The organism is Achromobacter sp. UBA4530 (assembly GCF_002388205.1).
GTDB classification, from domain to species: domain Bacteria; phylum Pseudomonadota; class Gammaproteobacteria; order Burkholderiales; family Burkholderiaceae_B; genus Achromobacter; species Achromobacter animicus.
Window position 1 is genome coordinate 43,040 of sequence record NZ_DGMA01000009.1, and the last position, 15,576, is coordinate 58,615.

The 15,576-nt window shown below is 67.8% G+C and carries 12 protein-coding genes; 11 read left to right on the forward strand and 1 reads right to left on the reverse strand.

Annotated features, from left to right (window positions below):
- Positions 1 to 26: 26 nt before the first annotated feature.
- A complete protein-coding gene (locus B2W22_RS09695) occupies positions 27 to 572 on the reverse strand; it encodes a DUF3455 domain-containing protein (RefSeq protein WP_370633012.1) in 546 nt (181 codons plus the stop codon).
- A gap of 214 nt (positions 573 to 786) precedes the next feature.
- Here B2W22_RS09695 and B2W22_RS09700 point away from each other — a divergent pair, with 214 nt between their 5' ends.
- The 11 genes from B2W22_RS09700 (at position 787) to B2W22_RS09750 (ending at position 15,562) form a co-directional block, all read left to right on the forward strand.
- Entirely contained in the window at positions 787 to 1,332 is a 546-nt protein-coding gene (locus tag B2W22_RS09700; RefSeq protein ID WP_175122623.1) for an RNA polymerase sigma factor, read from the forward strand.
- Entirely contained in the window at positions 1,329 to 2,000 is a 672-nt protein-coding gene (locus tag B2W22_RS09705; RefSeq protein WP_175122624.1) for an anti-sigma factor, read from the forward strand. Before B2W22_RS09700 ends, B2W22_RS09705 begins: the two co-directional genes overlap by 4 nt.
- A 117-nt stretch (positions 2,001 to 2,117) precedes the next feature.
- On the forward strand, positions 2,118 to 3,050 hold the full coding sequence (locus tag B2W22_RS09710; protein ID WP_286937391.1) for an acyl-CoA desaturase: 933 nt from the start codon (positions 2,118 to 2,120) through the stop codon (positions 3,048 to 3,050).
- A 2-nt stretch (positions 3,051 to 3,052) separates the two neighbouring features.
- Positions 3,053 to 4,318, forward strand: a complete 1,266-nt coding sequence (locus tag B2W22_RS09715; protein WP_286937393.1) for an NAD(P)/FAD-dependent oxidoreductase — start codon at positions 3,053 to 3,055, stop codon at positions 4,316 to 4,318.
- Positions 4,315 to 5,091, forward strand: a complete 777-nt coding sequence (locus B2W22_RS09720) for a DUF1365 domain-containing protein (RefSeq protein ID WP_217467833.1) — start codon at positions 4,315 to 4,317, stop codon at positions 5,089 to 5,091. Before B2W22_RS09715 ends, B2W22_RS09720 begins: the two co-directional genes overlap by 4 nt.
- On the forward strand, positions 5,088 to 6,362 hold the full coding sequence (locus B2W22_RS09725; RefSeq protein WP_175122627.1) for an SAM-dependent methyltransferase: 1,275 nt from the start codon (positions 5,088 to 5,090) through the stop codon (positions 6,360 to 6,362). The genes B2W22_RS09720 and B2W22_RS09725 overlap by 4 nt, the downstream gene beginning before the upstream one ends.
- Entirely contained in the window at positions 6,359 to 7,126 is a 768-nt protein-coding gene (locus B2W22_RS09730) for a DUF1295 domain-containing protein (protein ID WP_175122628.1), read from the forward strand. Before B2W22_RS09725 ends, B2W22_RS09730 begins: the two co-directional genes overlap by 4 nt.
- A gap of 11 nt (positions 7,127 to 7,137) precedes the next feature.
- Positions 7,138 to 8,220 (forward strand): SAM-dependent methyltransferase, encoded by a 1,083-nt coding sequence (locus B2W22_RS09735; RefSeq protein ID WP_175122629.1) that lies wholly within the window; start codon positions 7,138 to 7,140, stop codon positions 8,218 to 8,220.
- Between the two features lie 11 nt (positions 8,221 to 8,231).
- Complete coding sequence (locus tag B2W22_RS09740) at positions 8,232 to 8,750, forward strand: lipocalin family protein (protein ID WP_175122630.1); 519 nt, start codon at positions 8,232 to 8,234, stop codon at positions 8,748 to 8,750.
- A gap of 85 nt (positions 8,751 to 8,835) precedes the next feature.
- Positions 8,836 to 9,195, forward strand: a complete 360-nt coding sequence (locus tag B2W22_RS09745; protein ID WP_175122631.1) for a Rap1a/Tai family immunity protein — start codon at positions 8,836 to 8,838, stop codon at positions 9,193 to 9,195.
- Positions 9,196 to 9,466: 271 nt separating this feature from the next.
- A complete protein-coding gene (locus B2W22_RS09750) occupies positions 9,467 to 15,562 on the forward strand; it encodes an autotransporter outer membrane beta-barrel domain-containing protein (protein WP_286937398.1) in 6,096 nt (2,031 codons plus the stop codon).
- Positions 15,563 to 15,576 lie beyond the last annotated feature (14 nt).

The following is a 15,576-nucleotide window of genomic DNA, read 5'->3' on the forward strand; positions in this document are numbered from 1 at the left end:
GCCGCCAGGGGCCTGCCTGCCCGATGTCAGTTGGCCTTCCAGAAGATGTAGTCGGCCTGGTAAGACACCTGGCTGCGTTCGCCGGCCTTCGTGCAAGGCGTCTGCGGCGCCACGCCGCCCTTGAGCGCCGTGCGCTGGATATACGTGACGCCGGTCAGGGCGCCGGCGCCCATGGCGGGATTGGCCTTGACCAGTTGATAGGGCAGGTTGCCCGCGCCGGCCGGCGCCACGGCGACCTGCGTGCCGGTCAGCTTGGAGCCGTCTGCGGCTTCCCAGGTGGCGGGCGGGCCATAGTAGGTGCCGACCTGTTTGCCCTGGCGGTCTTTCAGCACCGCCTTCGGACCGGCGAACACCCATTCCATCTGGTCCTTGGCGTCGGCCTTGGCGCGGCATTCATAGGTGATGTCGCCCGTGCCCACGGTTTCCCATGCCACTTTGTGGCCGGCGGGCACCTGAACAGAAGCGGGCAGGGCGTCTTGCGAGGCGGCCAGCGCCGGGGAGGTGTGCAGCATGCCGCAAGCGGCCAGCATTGCGGCCGCGAAAAGGCCGTTGGCGGGGGTGTGGCGAGTCATCATGAGCGGTCTCCTGCGCAGTAAAACGCTGCGGATACGGCGCACGGAATGCGCGCCGTTGCAGGTACTACACGCGGGAGCCGCAGTTGGATGCAGGCCGCGGAAAATATTTCGCGGCCTGGACTTGCCTGTATCATCCGCTGCAAGACATCCGTCCCCCGAGCGCCGTTTTGTCGTCGCGCGGCCTGAATGCCACTGACCCCGGATAGCCGCCATGCCCGATCCGCTTCGTCTGCAGGCTTTGATACAGGAGTGCGCTCGCGGCCAGGAGTCCGCGCTGGCGGAACTCTATCGTCAGACTTCCCCGCATCTGTTCGCGCTCGCGGTACGTATATTGCGGCGAAGCGACTGGGCAGAGGAAGTCCTCCAGGACAGCTTCATCAATATCTGGCGCAATGCCGCCCGCTATTCATCGGAGCAGAGCCAAGTCATGACCTGGATGACGCGCATCGTGCGCAACCGTTGCATCGACATGCTCCGCCGGCCGGACCTGGAACGCCCCGATGCCGACGGCGCATTGACGCAGGCCTGGGCCGATGACGCGCCCGGCCCGTTCGAACGTTTGCAACGCGACCAGGACGGCCAGCGTCTGGCGGACTGCCTGAAACAGCTCGAAGGTCAGCAACGCGCGGCCATCGCGCTGTCCTTTTTCGACGACCTCAGCCACAGCGAGATCGCCCGCCGCCTCGAGGCCCCGCTGGGCACGATCAAGAGCTGGGTGCGGCGCGGCATGGACCGGCTCAAGAGGTGTCTGTCATGAACTACACCAATCCTCAACTGCGCGAGCGGCTTGCCGCAGACTACGTGGCCGGCGCCATGCGCGGGGGCGCACGCCGCCGTTTCGAGGGCTTGATGGCCGCCGACGCCAACCTGCGCCGCCAGGTGCGCGAATGGGAAAACGACATCTACCCCCTGTTGTGGTCGCTGCCGGCCCGGGTGCCGCCACGCCGCGTGTGGCGCGCCATCGAATCGCGCCTGAAGCCGGGTGGCGGCCGCGGCTGGCAGGGCCTGGCATTCTGGCGCGTGGTCAGCGGCGCGCTGGCGGCCCTGCTGGTGGCAGGGGTGGCGATCTACCCCATGCAGGTTGACCGCGCCGCGCGCACGCAGCTGATGGCGGTGCTGCAAAGCCCCGAGGCGCAGGCCATGCTGGTGGTGCGCGCCGACGAGCGCGGCGGCCTGCACGTGCATGCCTTGCAGGATCTGGCCTCGCGCGCCGACGGCAAGGCCCTGGAGCTCTGGGTGATTCCGCCGGGACAGGCGCCGATATCCGTCGGGGTGGTGGCCCCCGATGGCCAGACGGCGCTGCCGCGCGCCCAAGGCCTGGAAGGCGGGCAGACCCTGGCCATCACGCTCGAACCGCCGGGCGGGTCGCCGTCGGGCAAGCCCACCGGCCCGGTCATCATGAAGGGCGACGTGCTCAAGATCTGAGCCGCTTCTTGAGCGGGGCCGCGCGCTTGCCGCGGCTCGCTTCGCACCAGGGTTTTCACCTACGCATCCGATGCTGTGCCGGGACCGTATATCCCCCTACGTTTCCCACAGGACAGCATGATGCGCTCCATTCTTACCGGCTGGACCGCTTCGATGCGGCGCTGGGTCGATACGCAGGCGCAGGACGCGCCAGGCGGCGATCCCGATCGCATCGACTGGACCCGCGCCTTGCCTTTCGCCTTGCTGCACGCCGGCTGCCTGGGTGTGCTGTGGACCGGCGTCTCGCCGGTTGCGCTGGTGGTGGCGGGGGCGCTCTACGCGGTGCGGATGTTCGCTCTGACCGGCTTCTATCACCGCTATTTTTCGCATCGCACATTCCGCACGTCGCGGGGCATGCAGTGGGTGTTCGCCGTGCTGGGAGCATCGTGCGCGCAGCGCGGTCCGCTGTGGTGGGCGGCCCATCATCGGCACCACCATCGCCATGCCGACGATGCGCATGACCTGCATTCTCCGCGCCATCACGGCTTCTGGTGGAGCCACATGGGCTGGTTCCTGACGCGCCGCGCCTTCGCCACCGACCTTGCGCGCGTGCCGGATCTGCGCGGCTTCCCCGAACTGCGCTGGCTCGACCGCTTTGACGCCGCGGTGCCGCTGGCGCTGGCGGTGGGGTGCTACGGATTGGGGGCGCTGCTGGCGCGAGTGGCGCCCGGCCTGGGCACGGACGGGCCGCAGATGCTGGTGTGGGGCTTTTTCATTTCCACCGTGGCCCTGTTCCACGCCACCGTCACCATCAACTCGCTGGCGCACCGCTACGGCAAGCGGCGCTATGACACCACCGATGACAGCCGCAACAACGTGTGGCTTGCGCTGCTGACGTTCGGTGAGGGCTGGCACAACAACCATCACTTCTATCCGGGATCGGCGCGCCAGGGTTTTCGTCCGCGCGAGATCGACATCACCTGGTACGGCCTGCGCCTGCTGGCCGCCACCGGCCTCATCTGGGATCTGAAGGCCGTGCCGGATTGGGCGCTGGCCGCCGCCAAGGAGTGAGCATGCGCATCGCCATCATCGGTTCGGGCATCGCGGGACTGGTCTGCGCCTGGAAGCTGGGCCGCGACCACGATGTCACGCTGTACGAGGCCAACGACTATCTGGGCGGGCATACGCATACGCACAGGGTCGAACAGGGCGGCCGGCGCTATGCGGTCGACAGCGGATTCATCGTCCACAACCCGCTCAATTACCCGAATTTCACGGCGCTGCTGGAGGAATTGGGCGTGGCGTCGCAGCCCACCAGCATGAGCTTTTCGGTGCACAAGGAAGCGGCCGGTCTTGCCTATAACGCCGCCTCGCTGGACACGCTGTTCTGCCAGCGGCGCAACCTGCTGTCGCCGCGATTTCTGGGCATGGTGCGCGACCTGATCCGCTTCTACCGCGAGGCGCCTGCACTGCTGCGCGCGCCGGAGCCGGGCCCTACGCTGGGCGAATACCTGGCGCAACACCGTTACGGTGAGGCGTTCCGCACCGACCACCTGATTCCGATGGCGTCGGCGCTGTGGTCATCGCCGGCCTCGCGCATCCTGGCGTTTCCGGCGCGATACCTGGTGCGGTTCATGGCGAACCACCAGATGCTGCGCCTGAACGGCCGGCCGCAGTGGCGCGTGGTGCAGGGCGGATCGCGCCGCTATATCGACGCCATGCGCCGGCAATGGGCGGTGCGCGAGCGGCTGAACTGCGCCGTGCGCGCCGTCCGGCGCCTGCCGGGCGGCGTGCAGGTGATGACGCCCGATGGCCAGGACCACCATGACGAGGTGATCTTCGCCTGCCACAGCGACCAGGCGCTGGCGCTGCTGGCCGACCCGACGCCGCAGGAACGCGAGGTCCTCGGCGCCATCGCCTACCAGGACAACGACGTGGTATTGCATACCGACGCGCGCCTGTTGCCGCATCAGCGCAAGGCCTGGGCCGCCTGGAACGCCTACGTGCCGGCCGATCCGGACGCGCCGTGTTCGGTCAGCTATTGCATGAACCTGCTGCAGGGCATCAGGTCGCCGCAGCCCTTCATCGTGACGTTGAATCGCAGCGATGCCATCGATCCGGACGCGGTGCTGGCGCGCATGCGCTATCACCACCCCGTGTACACCCACGAAGCCGTGGCCGCGCAGTCGCGCCGCGCGGAGATATCGGGGCGCCGGCGCAGTTGGTACGCCGGCGCCTATTGGGGCTGGGGCTTTCATGAAGACGGCGTGGCGAGCGCGCTGGACGTGGTGCGCGGCATCCTGGAACAGCCGCGGGTGCGGGAGAGGGAGGCGGCATGATCCAGCAGAGCGCCGTCTACGAGGGCCGGGTGATTCACCGGCGCCACCATCCGCACGCGCATGGCTTCGGCTACCGCATGGCGCAGCTTTACCTGGACCTGGATGAGATCGACCGCGTGTTTCAGGATCGCTGGCTGTGGTCGGTAGAGCGCCCGAATCTGGCGCAGTGGCGCAGGGCCGATTATCTCGACGCCGGCGAAGGCCTGCCGCTGGCGCAGGCGGTTCGGCAGCGCCTGCGGGAGCATCTGGGAGACGTGCCGGACGGACCCATCCGACTGCTGGCGCACCCGCGCTACGCCGGCTACGTCTTCAATCCGGTGAGCTTCTATTACTGCTTTGACGCGGATGGCCAGACGCTGGCGGCCATCGTGGCCGAGATCACCAATACGCCGTGGAAGCAGCGCCATTGCGTGGTGCTGCCGGCCACCGCCGCCGAGCGCGAGGGCGACGCGCTGGCCTGGCGCTTCGACAAGCGCTTCCACGTATCGCCATTCCTGCCGATGGATTGCGCTTATGACTGGCGATTCAACCTGCCCGCCGACGACCTGCGGGTGCACATGCGGGTCAGCCGGGCAGGCGTGGCGCAGTTTGACGCGCGTCTGGATCTGCAACGCCGCATGCTGGACGGCGCCGCGCTGGCGCGCCTGCTGTGGCGCTACCCGTTGATGACGCTGCAAGTCGTCGGCGCCATTCATTGGCAGGCGCTGCGTCTGTGGCTCAAGCGCAATCCCGTCTACGACCATCCCCGCACGCCCAACGGAGAACCGCGATGAAACCCATGACGCCCTCGGAACATGCCTCGGTCGCGGCCAGCCGCCGTGCCAGTCCGCTGGAGCGGCTGTTGCGCCAGCGCCTGTTTGCCAGTCTGTCGGCACTGGACCATGGCCGGCTGCTGATCGAAGACGGGCTGGGCAGCGTCACGCTGGGCCGCGGCGAGCCGTGCGTGCGCCTGACGGTCAGTGACCTGGGCTTTTACCGGCTGGTGGCCGCGCAAGGCAGCGTCGGCGCGGGCGAGGCCTACGGCGACGGCCTGTGGCGCTGCGACGATCTGGTCGGATTGGTGCGCCTGTTGGTGCGCAACCGCGACACGCTGGACGCCATGGAGTCGGGGCTGGCGCGGCTGGCGGGATGGGCGCTGCGGCGCTGGCATGCCGGCAACCGCAATACCCGCGACGGCAGCCGCCGCAACATCGCCGCCCACTACGACCTGGGCAATCCGTTCTTTGCGTTGTTCTTGTCCGACGACCTGATGTATTCGTCCGCGCTGTGGGCTGACGGCGATGACACGCTGGAGGCGGCGTCCCATCGCAAGCTGGCGACGATCTGCCGCAAGCTGGCGCTGCGTCCCACGGACCGCGTGGTGGAGATCGGCAGCGGCTGGGGCGGCTTGGCCATCCACGCGGCGCGTCACTACGGCTGCCACGTCACCACCGCCACGCTCTCGCGCGAGCAGCATGACCTGGCGGTCGAGCGCGTGCGCGCCGCCGGCCTGCAGGATCGGGTCAGCGTCGTGCTGTGGGACTATCGCGATCTGCAAGGCCAGTACGACAAGGTGGTGTCGGTGGAGATGATCGAAGCCGTTGGCGCGAATTTCCTGGAAGCCTATTTCGCCAAGGTCGCCAGCCTGCTCAGCCCGCATGGCCGCGCGCTGATTCAAGCCATCACCATCGAGGACCACCGCTATGCGCAGGCGCTGGCCTCGGTGGACTTCATCAAGCGCCACATATTCCCGGGCAGCTTCATTCCGTCCATCGATGCCATGCTGCGCGCCAAGACCCGCGCCTGCGATCTGGCGTTGGTGCACCTGGAGGATTTCGGTCTGTCGTACGCGCGCACGCTGCAGGTCTGGCGCGAACGCTTCCTGGCGCGGCAGCCCGAGGTGCGGGCGCAAGGCTTCGACGCGCGCTTCAGCCGCTTGTGGGAGTTCTACCTGGCGTACTGCGAAGGCGGCTTTCGCGAACGTTCCATCGGCGTTGCGCACCTGCTGCTGACGCATCCGCAGGCGCGCCCTGAGGGCGAGCGCTGGGTGCGGGAGGCGCCATGACGGTCTGGCAACAATGGTTCTGCATTGCGCTGGGCATGATTGGTGCCATGACGTTGGCTTGGCGCTGGCAGCGCCGCCGCGCCAACGCCGGCATCGTCGACGTGGTGTGGGCGCTGGGCATGGGCGCGGCGGCATTGCTGATCGCCGCCACTGGCGCGGGCAGTCTTGCCGCCAGGCTCGCGCTGGCATTGATGGCTGGGGTGTGGTCGTTGCGGTTGGCTTGGCATCTGTGGCGGCGCGTGCGCGCAGGCGAGGACGGCCGCTATCGTGCGCTGCGCGAGCATTGGCAAGGTCACCAGGGCAAGTTCTTCGGCTTGTTCATGTTCCAGGCCGGGCTGGTGATGCTGTTCTGCCTGCCCTTCCTGGCGGCAGGCGCCAGCCCGGCGCAGGGCTGGCCCGTGGCGCTGGCCCTGCTGATCTGGCTGGCGGCCCTGTCGGGCGAGGTAATTGCCGACCGCCAGCTCGACCACTTCCGCGACAACCCCACCCACCGCGGCCTGACCTGCCGGGTCGGCCTGTGGCGCTATTCGCGCCACCCCAACTATTTCTTCGAGTGGTGCCATTGGTTCGCCTACGTCGCCCTGGGGTGGGGATCACCGCTGGCGTGGCTGTCCTGGCTGGGGCCGGTGCTGATGTATGTGTTCCTGCGCTGGATCAGCGGCATTCCGTTCACCGAGCAACAGGCGCTGCGCACGCGCGGCGACGACTATCGCGACTACCAACGCCGCACGCCGGCGTTCTTTCCCTGGTTCCCGAAATCCTGACGAGGCATGCCATGACGACCGCGACGCTGCACGACACTCCGTTGCCCACCGACCGCCCCGCGCCCGGTCTGCTCGGCCTGGCCGAGCTCGGCCTGTTGCCCGATGGGTTGCTGCGCCTGGGCATGCGGCGCCTCTGCGCCGAGCGTCTGTCGCAGGAATACGCCGGCGGCATCGAGGCCTGGAGCGAGCGCGACCGCCAGCTTATCGCCGGCCTGCGCACCAGCGCCGTCGCCATCCACACCGATGCCGCGAACGCCCAGCACTACGAATTGCCGACCGCGTTCTTTCAGCTTTGCCTGGGCGCGCGCATGAAATATTCAAGTTGCCTTTACCCGACGGGCAGCGAAACGCTGGACCAGGCCGAAACCGCCATGCTGCGCCTGTATGGCGAGCGCGCCGAGCTGGCTGACGGCCAGGACATCCTGGAGCTAGGTTGCGGCTGGGGGTCGCTGACGCTGTGGATGGCCGAGCGCTTTCCCAACGCACGCATCACCGCGGTGTCGAACTCGGCCACCCAGCGCCAGCACATCGAGGCGCGTTGCCGGGAGCGCGGCTGGTCGCACGTGCGCGTCGTGACCTGCGATGTCAACGTGCTGGCGCTGCCTGCCGCCGCCTTCGACCGCTGCGTTTCGGTGGAAATGTTCGAGCACATGCGCAACTACCAGGACCTGATGGCACGCATTGCGCAGTGGCTGCGGCCCGGCGGCAAGCTGTTCGTGCACATCTTCGCGCACCGCGAGCGCGCCTACCCGTTCGAGACCGACGGCGCCGGCAACTGGATGGGACGGCACTTTTTCACTGGCGGCATCATGCCGTCGGCGCAGACGTTGCTGCACTTCCAGCAAGACCTGCGACTTGAGGAGCGCTGGTTTCTCGACGGCACGCATTACGCCCGCACCGCCAACCACTGGCTGGCCAACCAGGACGCGCGCCGGGAAACGGCGCGGGCGGCGTTGGCAGACGCTTACGGCCCGTCCTTGGCCCGCTTGTGGCACCAGCGCTGGCGCATGTTCTGGATGGCCTGCGCCGAACTCTTTGGCTATGACGACGGCCAGCAGTGGGGCGTGGCGCACTACCGCTACACGCGGCCTTGAGGAGAACCATCATGTTGCGAAACCTGTGTATTGGCGTCACGGCCCTGCTGGCCGGCTGCGCATCGCCGCCGCCCATGCCGCCGGTGGCTCACGTGGACCTGAACCGTTTCATGGGCGACTGGTATGTAATCGCCCACATTCCGAGTTGGCCCGAGCGCAACGCGTACGACGCCGTGGAAAGCTATCGGCTGCTGCCGGACGGCCGGGTGCAGACGGACTTCCGCTACCGCGATGGCAGCTTCGAGGCGCCCATCGACACCATGCACCCGGTGGCCACCGTGCGGCCCGGCACCGGCAATGCTGTGTGGGGCATGCAGTTCATCTGGCCCATCAAGGCCGAGTACGTCATCGCCTATCTCGACGAGTCGTACCAGATCACCATCGTTGGCCGCTCCAAGCGCGATTACGTCTGGATCATGGCCCGGGTGCCGTGCCTGGACGATGCGGTCTATGCCGATCTGCTGAGCAGGGTGACGGCGTTGGGTTACACGGAAGCGCCGCGCAAGGTGCCGCAGCGTTGCGAGCGGTGATGGCGGACGGGCAGGCGCGGCGGCCATCCCGCCTGCGCTATCCTTCGCTCCATTGCCCATGTCGTGGCGAATAGGAACGAAGACAATGAGACGCGTGGCGCTGATCTGCATGCTGTCTGCCTCGGTGGCAAGCCAGGCGCAGGAAGTCCGGACCTGGCATTTTTCCGGCGCCGACCTGATCGCCGCCATGGAAGGAAAAATGCCGTCGGAGATTCGCGATGCCTCGCTGGGCCGCCAGTTCTCGTCGGCGTATGCGCAGGCCTATGTGAGCGGGATTGCCGATCAGACGCAAGGAACGGTCTGGTGCACCCGAACGGGTGTCCTGCCGCATGAGTTGAAGGACAGGGTGCACAGCTATCTGACTGCGCTGCCAGACAGCCGCCTGAAAACGAACGCCGGACCGCTGGTTGGCGAGGCGCTGGCGCGTTCGTTTCCTTGCCGTTAAGGCCACCGTTGTTGGCGCGCACCAATGCGTTGGCGCCGCCCCGGCAGCATCCTGACCGAAGTGCAACATTGCTGTGCAAAGGCAGGCGTCCCTGGTAAAAATCCCGAAGCCGAAAAAATCAGAAAACTTATGCGGCCCGTTGTTACGGGTTTGCGCCGAGGGGATGACGATGGGCAAGCCGACTGCAAAGCGACCTTTGCGAGCCAGAGCCGCTGCATTGGGGGGCCTCGAACCGCGCCGTTCGCTGCTGCGTCCGCCAGATTGGCGCGAGATGCTCTCCGTCACGGCCGTGGGACTTGTCATGGTGCAACCGGCGGCCGCGGCGCTGAGTTGCCCATCGGTCGACACCAACCCCTCCAATTCCACCACCTGCACCATTTCGTCCAGCCAGGGCGGGGCCGGCGCGCAGGTCAGCGTGGTCAATACCGCCAGCGCCGGCACCGGCGACAACGTCGGCGGCTATGGCGGCAACTACACGGTGATCAATAACGGCGCGGTGTTGCAGCCCAGCGCCCCGCAGGGTGGCATCTTTGTTCGCCTGACGGGCGGCGAGGGATCCAGCGATACCAGCAACAATGCGACGAATGGCGGTAACGGCGGCACCATCACCGTCAACAACAACGGCGGGACGATCACGGTGCAGAACTCGCCGACGTCCAGCGCCCAGGGCAGCGGGCCTGGCATCTGGGCGGATTCCGGCGCGCAGTTCGGGATCTATGGCGTCTCGGTCGGCGGCATCGGCGCCAATGCCAACGACACCGTGATTGGCGGGGGCAACGGGGGGCGGGGAGGCGATGGCTCTGCCGTCACCATCACGAATAGCGGCAACGTCAGCGTCGTGAATCTGCCTTATGGCGGCGTGGGCCTTTACGGCGCCACGATCGGCGGGACGGGCGGGAACCAGGACAATGCGGCCACCGGCGACCAGGTCGGCGGCACCGGCGGCGGTAGCAATATCGTCAACATCGCGAATTCCGGGGTGGTTTCGGTTATCGGTTCCACGTCGCGTTACGCATGGGGCATCGGCGCGGAATCCATCAGCGGCAATGGCGGGCAATACAACGGCAATGGCTCCAGCGGCGGCTCCGTCAACTACTCGAATCCGACGATCATCACCAATACGGGCTCGGTCACCGTGAATGTCAGCGGGACGGCCCTGAGCAGCGTGCGCGGCCTGTATGTCCTGAGCCAGGGCGGCAACGGCATGACCTCCGAGGACGGCAGCGACAACGGCGGCACCGGCGGCCAGTTTGGCGCGATGAGCGTGGTGAACTCGGGCCAGGTGTCCGTGTCCAGCACCTCGACTGTGCAGCCCGCAAGCCTGTCAAAAGTGTCCGGCGGGATCGTCGTCATCGGGCTGGGCGGCAACGGAGGCATGGGACCGCAGACGATCACCAACACCAGCGGCGAGATCGGTGGATACGGCGGCGGTAATGGCGGCACCACCACGGCCGTCACGCTGAACAGCGGATCGTCGGTCACGACCTCCGGCAATTACGTGCCCGGTGTCAACGTGATCACGCAGGGCGGCAACGGCGGCGCGGGCCGGGAAGACAGCAACGGCGCGGTTGGCGGCAATGGCGGCACGGTCAATATCGTCATGAACGGCAGTGCCAGCATCAGCACCAATGGGCTGCAATCCACCGGCATCTCGGCGAGCAGCCTGGGTGGCACGGGCGGCGGTGTCGAAACCAGCAGCGGGATCATTGACTTCACGCCGGAGAATGCAGGCGCGGGCGGCGCGGGCGGCGCGGTCACGGTCACGACCAGCGGCGGCTCGATAAAGACGTTGAACGATTACTCCATTGGCATTCTCGGCCAGTCGATGGGCGGCATCGGTGGCGCCACCACGGCCAACTTCGAACTGTTCGGCAATGCGGGCGCGAATGCCGGCATCGGCGGAGCCAGCGGCTCGGTCACGATCAACAGCCAGTCGTCCATCTCGACGACCGGGCAGTCATCGCACGGGATTTCGGCGCAGGCCATCGGCGGCGGCGGCGGAACGGCGGGCGTCAGCAGCGGCATCGTCGCGTTGGGCGGCGCGGGCGGCACCGCGGTGTCCGGCGGCACGGTCAACGTCAGCCAGTCAGGTGCGCTGAGCACCAGCGGGGCGGGCTCGATCGGGATGCTGGGTCAGTCCATCGGTGGCGGCGGTGGGGACGGCGGTGCGGCAAGCGGGGTCGCCGTCATCGGCGGCCAGGGCGGCGGCGGCGGTAACGGCGGCGCGTCCACCATTGGCGTGAACGGCTACACCCTGACCACAAGCGGCGACCATGCGTACGGCATCGTGTCGCAATCGGTGGGCGGTGGTGGCGGAACGGGCGGCGCCGCGTCTTCCTATGACGCCAGCGTCGGATTTGCCATGTCGGTCGCGGTTGGAGGCACCGGCGGCAACGGCGGCATGGGTGGTACTGCCGCGGGCAATGTCTCCAACGCAAGCCTGACGACCGGATCACAGGGCACCACCAATGGCGATGCGCACGGCGTGGTCGTGCAGTCCATCGGCGGGGGCGGCGGCGCCGGCGGGGCTTCGGTCGCAAAGGCGCTGGCGATCGCCGTGCCGGACGAAGACGCGTCCTTTGGCGTGGCGGTGACGTTCTCGATGGGCGGCTCCGGGGCAAGCGGCGGCGCGGGCGGCACGGCGTCCTCGGCCATCAACAACTCAATTTTGACGACCTACGGCGCCAACTCGCAGGGCGTCCTGGTGCAATCCATCGGCGGCGGCGGTGGCCTGGGCGGCAGCGCCTCGGCGCTGTCGACGCTGGTCGGCACGGGTGACTCCGTGGGCGGCACCGTGCAATCGACGGTGGGCGGCAGCGGCGGGTCCGGCAGTTACGGCGGCAACGCCACGCTCAGTCTGGCGGGCAGCACCATCACCACGTGGGGCGACTCCGCGAATGCGCTGGTGGTGCAAAGCATCGGCGGCGGCGGGGGCGCGGGCGGCGTGGGCTCGGCCACAGGCCGCAGTCCCAATGTGGACGCCAACGTATCCATCACGGCGAACGTGGGCGGCAGCGGCGGCGCGGGCGGGCAGGGCGGCACGGCGGCGCTTGCCGTCGATCCGTCCAGCACGATCGTCACGCACGGCGACGGCGCGCGCGCGGTGCTGGTGCAGTCCATCGGTGGCGGTGGCGGCGCATCGCAGGGCGGTCAGGTGGGCCTTGCCGTCAATAGCGAAAGCGAAGACGGCTCGACCGATGTCAGAGGCACCGTGTCCGTCGGCCGCGGCGGTTCCGGCGGCGGCTACGGTGGCTCGATCAACCTGAACAGCGATGGCAACGTCACTACCCATGGGGCGGATGCGGACGGGCTGCTGGTGCAGAGCATTGGCGGCTCGGGAGGTCTGGGCGGTGCGGTGGGCGGAACCAGCGAGAACAATTCGTCGGATTCGCTGGGCGATTCCGGCACGACGTATCAGTTCAACGTGTCAGTGGGCGGCAACGGCGGCGCGGGGGGCAATGGCGGCGCGATTGGAACCACTTCCAACGCCGCGAGCATCGGCGCTTCCACGAACACGTTCGGCGACTACGCCGACGCTGCGGTGCTGCAATCCATCGGTGGCGGAGGCGGGGCGGGCGGCGCATCGACCGCGTCTTCAAGCATCTCTTCGTCCAACGTGTCGATTTCCGTGGGCGGTTCGGGCGGAAGCGGCGGGGCGGGCAACAGCATCGTGGCGTTCCTGAACGGCAACGGCACCAACAGCTTCAACACGGCCGGCTATGGCGCCATGGGCATCGTCATGCAGTCCATCGGCGGCGGCGGCGGCATGGGCGCCACCGGATCGCCGTTGGCGCACGGCTCGCTGCGCGTCGGGGCCACGGGTGGCGGTGGAGGATCGGGCGGCGGCATCACGGTGACCAGCGGCAGCTATGCCTCCATCCAGACTACCGGCGACAGCGCGCACGGACTGGTGTTGCAGTCGATCGGGGGCGGCGGCGGCATTGCGATGGCCGGCAGCACGGCATCGGCCGCCAATCCCGGCAGCCAGCAGTTCAGCCTGCACGCGGGCAGCAATGGCCTTGGCGGTGCGGGCGGTTCGATCAACGCGTCCACCGGCCTGAACCTGAACACCTATGGCGACCGGGCCATCGGCGTCATCGCGCAGTCGATCGGCGGCGGCGGCGGGATCGTGTCGTCCGGCACGGCGACCGGCGTGGGCGCGACGGTGCTGGGCGGCGGCAATGCCAACAGCGGCGCGGTAACCCTGGACCTGCAATACACCCTGAACACGCATGGCGCCGGCGCGCACGGCGTCGTGGCGCAGTCCATCGCAGATGGCGGCGGCATCCTGGGCGACACGACGAAACTCATCACCACGAACTCGGCCGGGTTCCTGCCCACCGCATTCAGTTCCGGTACCGCCGGCAACGTGTCGGTGTCCTACAACGGACGGCTTTCGACGTCGGGCGCCAATTCCTACGGCATCATCGCGCAGTCGATCGGTGGCGGCGGCGGGCTGGCCGGCGGACCGCAAGGCGGCTTTGCCGGGTCGGTGGGCGGCAGCACGGGCAATGCAGGCAGCGTGACCGTCAACCAGAGCGGGACACTGAGCGCGACGGGGCCGGACTCGACCGGCATCATGGCGCAGAGCCAGGGCGGTCAAAGCGAACAGAGCGTCACGGTCAATATCAACGGCAGCGTGGCGGGCGGCACGAACAGCGGCAAAGGCGTGTGGATACTTGGCGGGCGCAGCAACGTGGTGAACGTCAATGCGGGCGGTTCGCTCAGTGCGTTGTCCAACACGGCATTGACGTTCAACGGCGATTCCTCCACGGCGGCCGGATCCTTCCTCACCTTCAACGTCTACGGCACCGTCTCCGGCAACGTGTATTGCGGCAACACGGATTCCTATGACGCCTGCAACTACATCGTGCAGTCGGGCGGTGTGGTCGACGCGGCGGTGGCCTACCAGGCCAACGTCACCAACTCGGGGCTGGTCGTGATCGGCTCGCCGGGCCAGTTCCAGACCCTGACCGTCAGCGGCGATTTCAAGCAGTCGCAAAGCGGCGTCCTGCGCGCCGACGTGGATTTCGACCAGATGCGCGCGTCGCAGATGGTGGTGCAGGGCAACGGCGATCTGAACGGCAAGGTCGACGTGCTTGCCGCCGCGCTGCTGCCGGACCGCGAGTTGACGGTGCTGACGGTGCAAGGCGAATCCCAAGGCAGCGTGGATGCCGTGGACAGTCCGGTCTTCGATTACGCCACCCGCCAGGTCGGCCAGACCACGCGCATCCGCGTGGCGGGGGCGGACTTCAATGCGCCGTCGATGGGCCTGAAGTCCAACCAGCGGCAGGTCGCGGCTCAGCTTCAGCGCATCTGGGATGCCGGCGGCAATGCCGCGCTGGCGCCGCTGTTCGGGCAGTTGGACCAGATATCGCGCCAGGGCGCGGGCGCTTACCGGGATAGCGTGGCCAGCCTGTCTCCGGGCGTGACGGCCGCCCCGGCGGTGCAGTCGGCCGCTAACCTGGGGCAATTCACCGGCGCGATGATGTCGTGCCCCACGTTCACCGGCGTCGATGCCTTTACCGGCGAGCAGAACTGCTTCTGGGGCCAGGTCACGGGCCGCTACACCAACCAGGACGGCAGCAAGGGCACGGCGGGCTTTGACTACGACACGGTGACCTATCAGTTCGGCGGCCAGCGTGAAGTCAGCCCGGGCTGGTTCGTCGGCGGCTCGATGGCCTACGAAAACAGCAAGGTGCGCGCTTCTGACGGCGGCGTGCGAGGCAATGGCGACAGCGGCTACGTCGGCGCGGTGGTCAAGCGCGAGCAAGGCCAGTGGGTGTTCTCGGCGGCGGTGGGCGGCGGCTACGGCGGCTATCGCATGGATCGCAACATCGGCATCGCGGGATACCAGGACACGCTGACCAGCCGTCCCGATGTCTATGGCTTCAACGCCCGTCTGCGCGCCGCGCGCACGTTCGCGTTCGACAAGATGTATGTGAAGCCCTACCTGGACTTCGATGCCAGCTATACCCGCATGCCGGGATACAAGGAGTCCGGCTCGAATCCGCTGGCCCTGTCGGTCGACAGCAGCGACCAGTTCATCCTGGGGCTGTCGCCGATGATCGAATTCGGCGGCCGCGCCGAGCTGCCCAACGGCGCCATCCTGCGGCCGTTCGTGTACGCGGGTGTGTCTTTCCTGTCCAAGGACGATTGGACGTCGACCGCCCGCCTGCGCGGCGCGCCGGCCGGCACGGGATCGTTCGACACGTCGCTGCCCATCGACAACGTCGTGGGTAAGGTGGGCGCGGGCCTGCATGTGGCGCGGGCAGGGGGCGTGGATTTCCGGCTGCAGTACGACGGCCAGTTTTCGGAGCGGGTGCGCAGCAACAGCGGGACGTTGAAGGTCATGGTGCCGTTTTGACGCGCGGGGCGCCG

Bases quoted from the DNA above. Each gene is read 5' to 3' on its own strand.
- B2W22_RS09695 (WP_370633012.1), bottom strand. From the start codon at position 572: ATGACTCGCCACACCCCCGCCAACGGCCTTTTCGCGGCCGCAATGCTG.
- B2W22_RS09700 (WP_175122623.1), top strand. From the start codon at position 787: ATGCCCGATCCGCTTCGTCTGCAGGCTTTGATACAGGAGTGCGCTCGC.
- B2W22_RS09705 (WP_175122624.1), top strand. From the start codon at position 1,329: ATGAACTACACCAATCCTCAACTGCGCGAGCGGCTTGCCGCAGACTAC.
- B2W22_RS09710 (WP_286937391.1), top strand. From the start codon at position 2,118: ATGATGCGCTCCATTCTTACCGGCTGGACCGCTTCGATGCGGCGCTGG.
- B2W22_RS09715 (WP_286937393.1), top strand. From the start codon at position 3,053: ATGCGCATCGCCATCATCGGTTCGGGCATCGCGGGACTGGTCTGCGCC.
- B2W22_RS09720 (WP_217467833.1), top strand. From the start codon at position 4,315: ATGATCCAGCAGAGCGCCGTCTACGAGGGCCGGGTGATTCACCGGCGC.
- B2W22_RS09725 (WP_175122627.1), top strand. From the start codon at position 5,088: ATGAAACCCATGACGCCCTCGGAACATGCCTCGGTCGCGGCCAGCCGC.
- B2W22_RS09730 (WP_175122628.1), top strand. From the start codon at position 6,359: ATGACGGTCTGGCAACAATGGTTCTGCATTGCGCTGGGCATGATTGGT.
- B2W22_RS09735 (WP_175122629.1), top strand. From the start codon at position 7,138: ATGACGACCGCGACGCTGCACGACACTCCGTTGCCCACCGACCGCCCC.
- B2W22_RS09740 (WP_175122630.1), top strand. From the start codon at position 8,232: ATGTTGCGAAACCTGTGTATTGGCGTCACGGCCCTGCTGGCCGGCTGC.
- B2W22_RS09745 (WP_175122631.1), top strand. From the start codon at position 8,836: ATGAGACGCGTGGCGCTGATCTGCATGCTGTCTGCCTCGGTGGCAAGC.
- B2W22_RS09750 (WP_286937398.1), top strand. From the start codon at position 9,467: ATGCTCTCCGTCACGGCCGTGGGACTTGTCATGGTGCAACCGGCGGCC.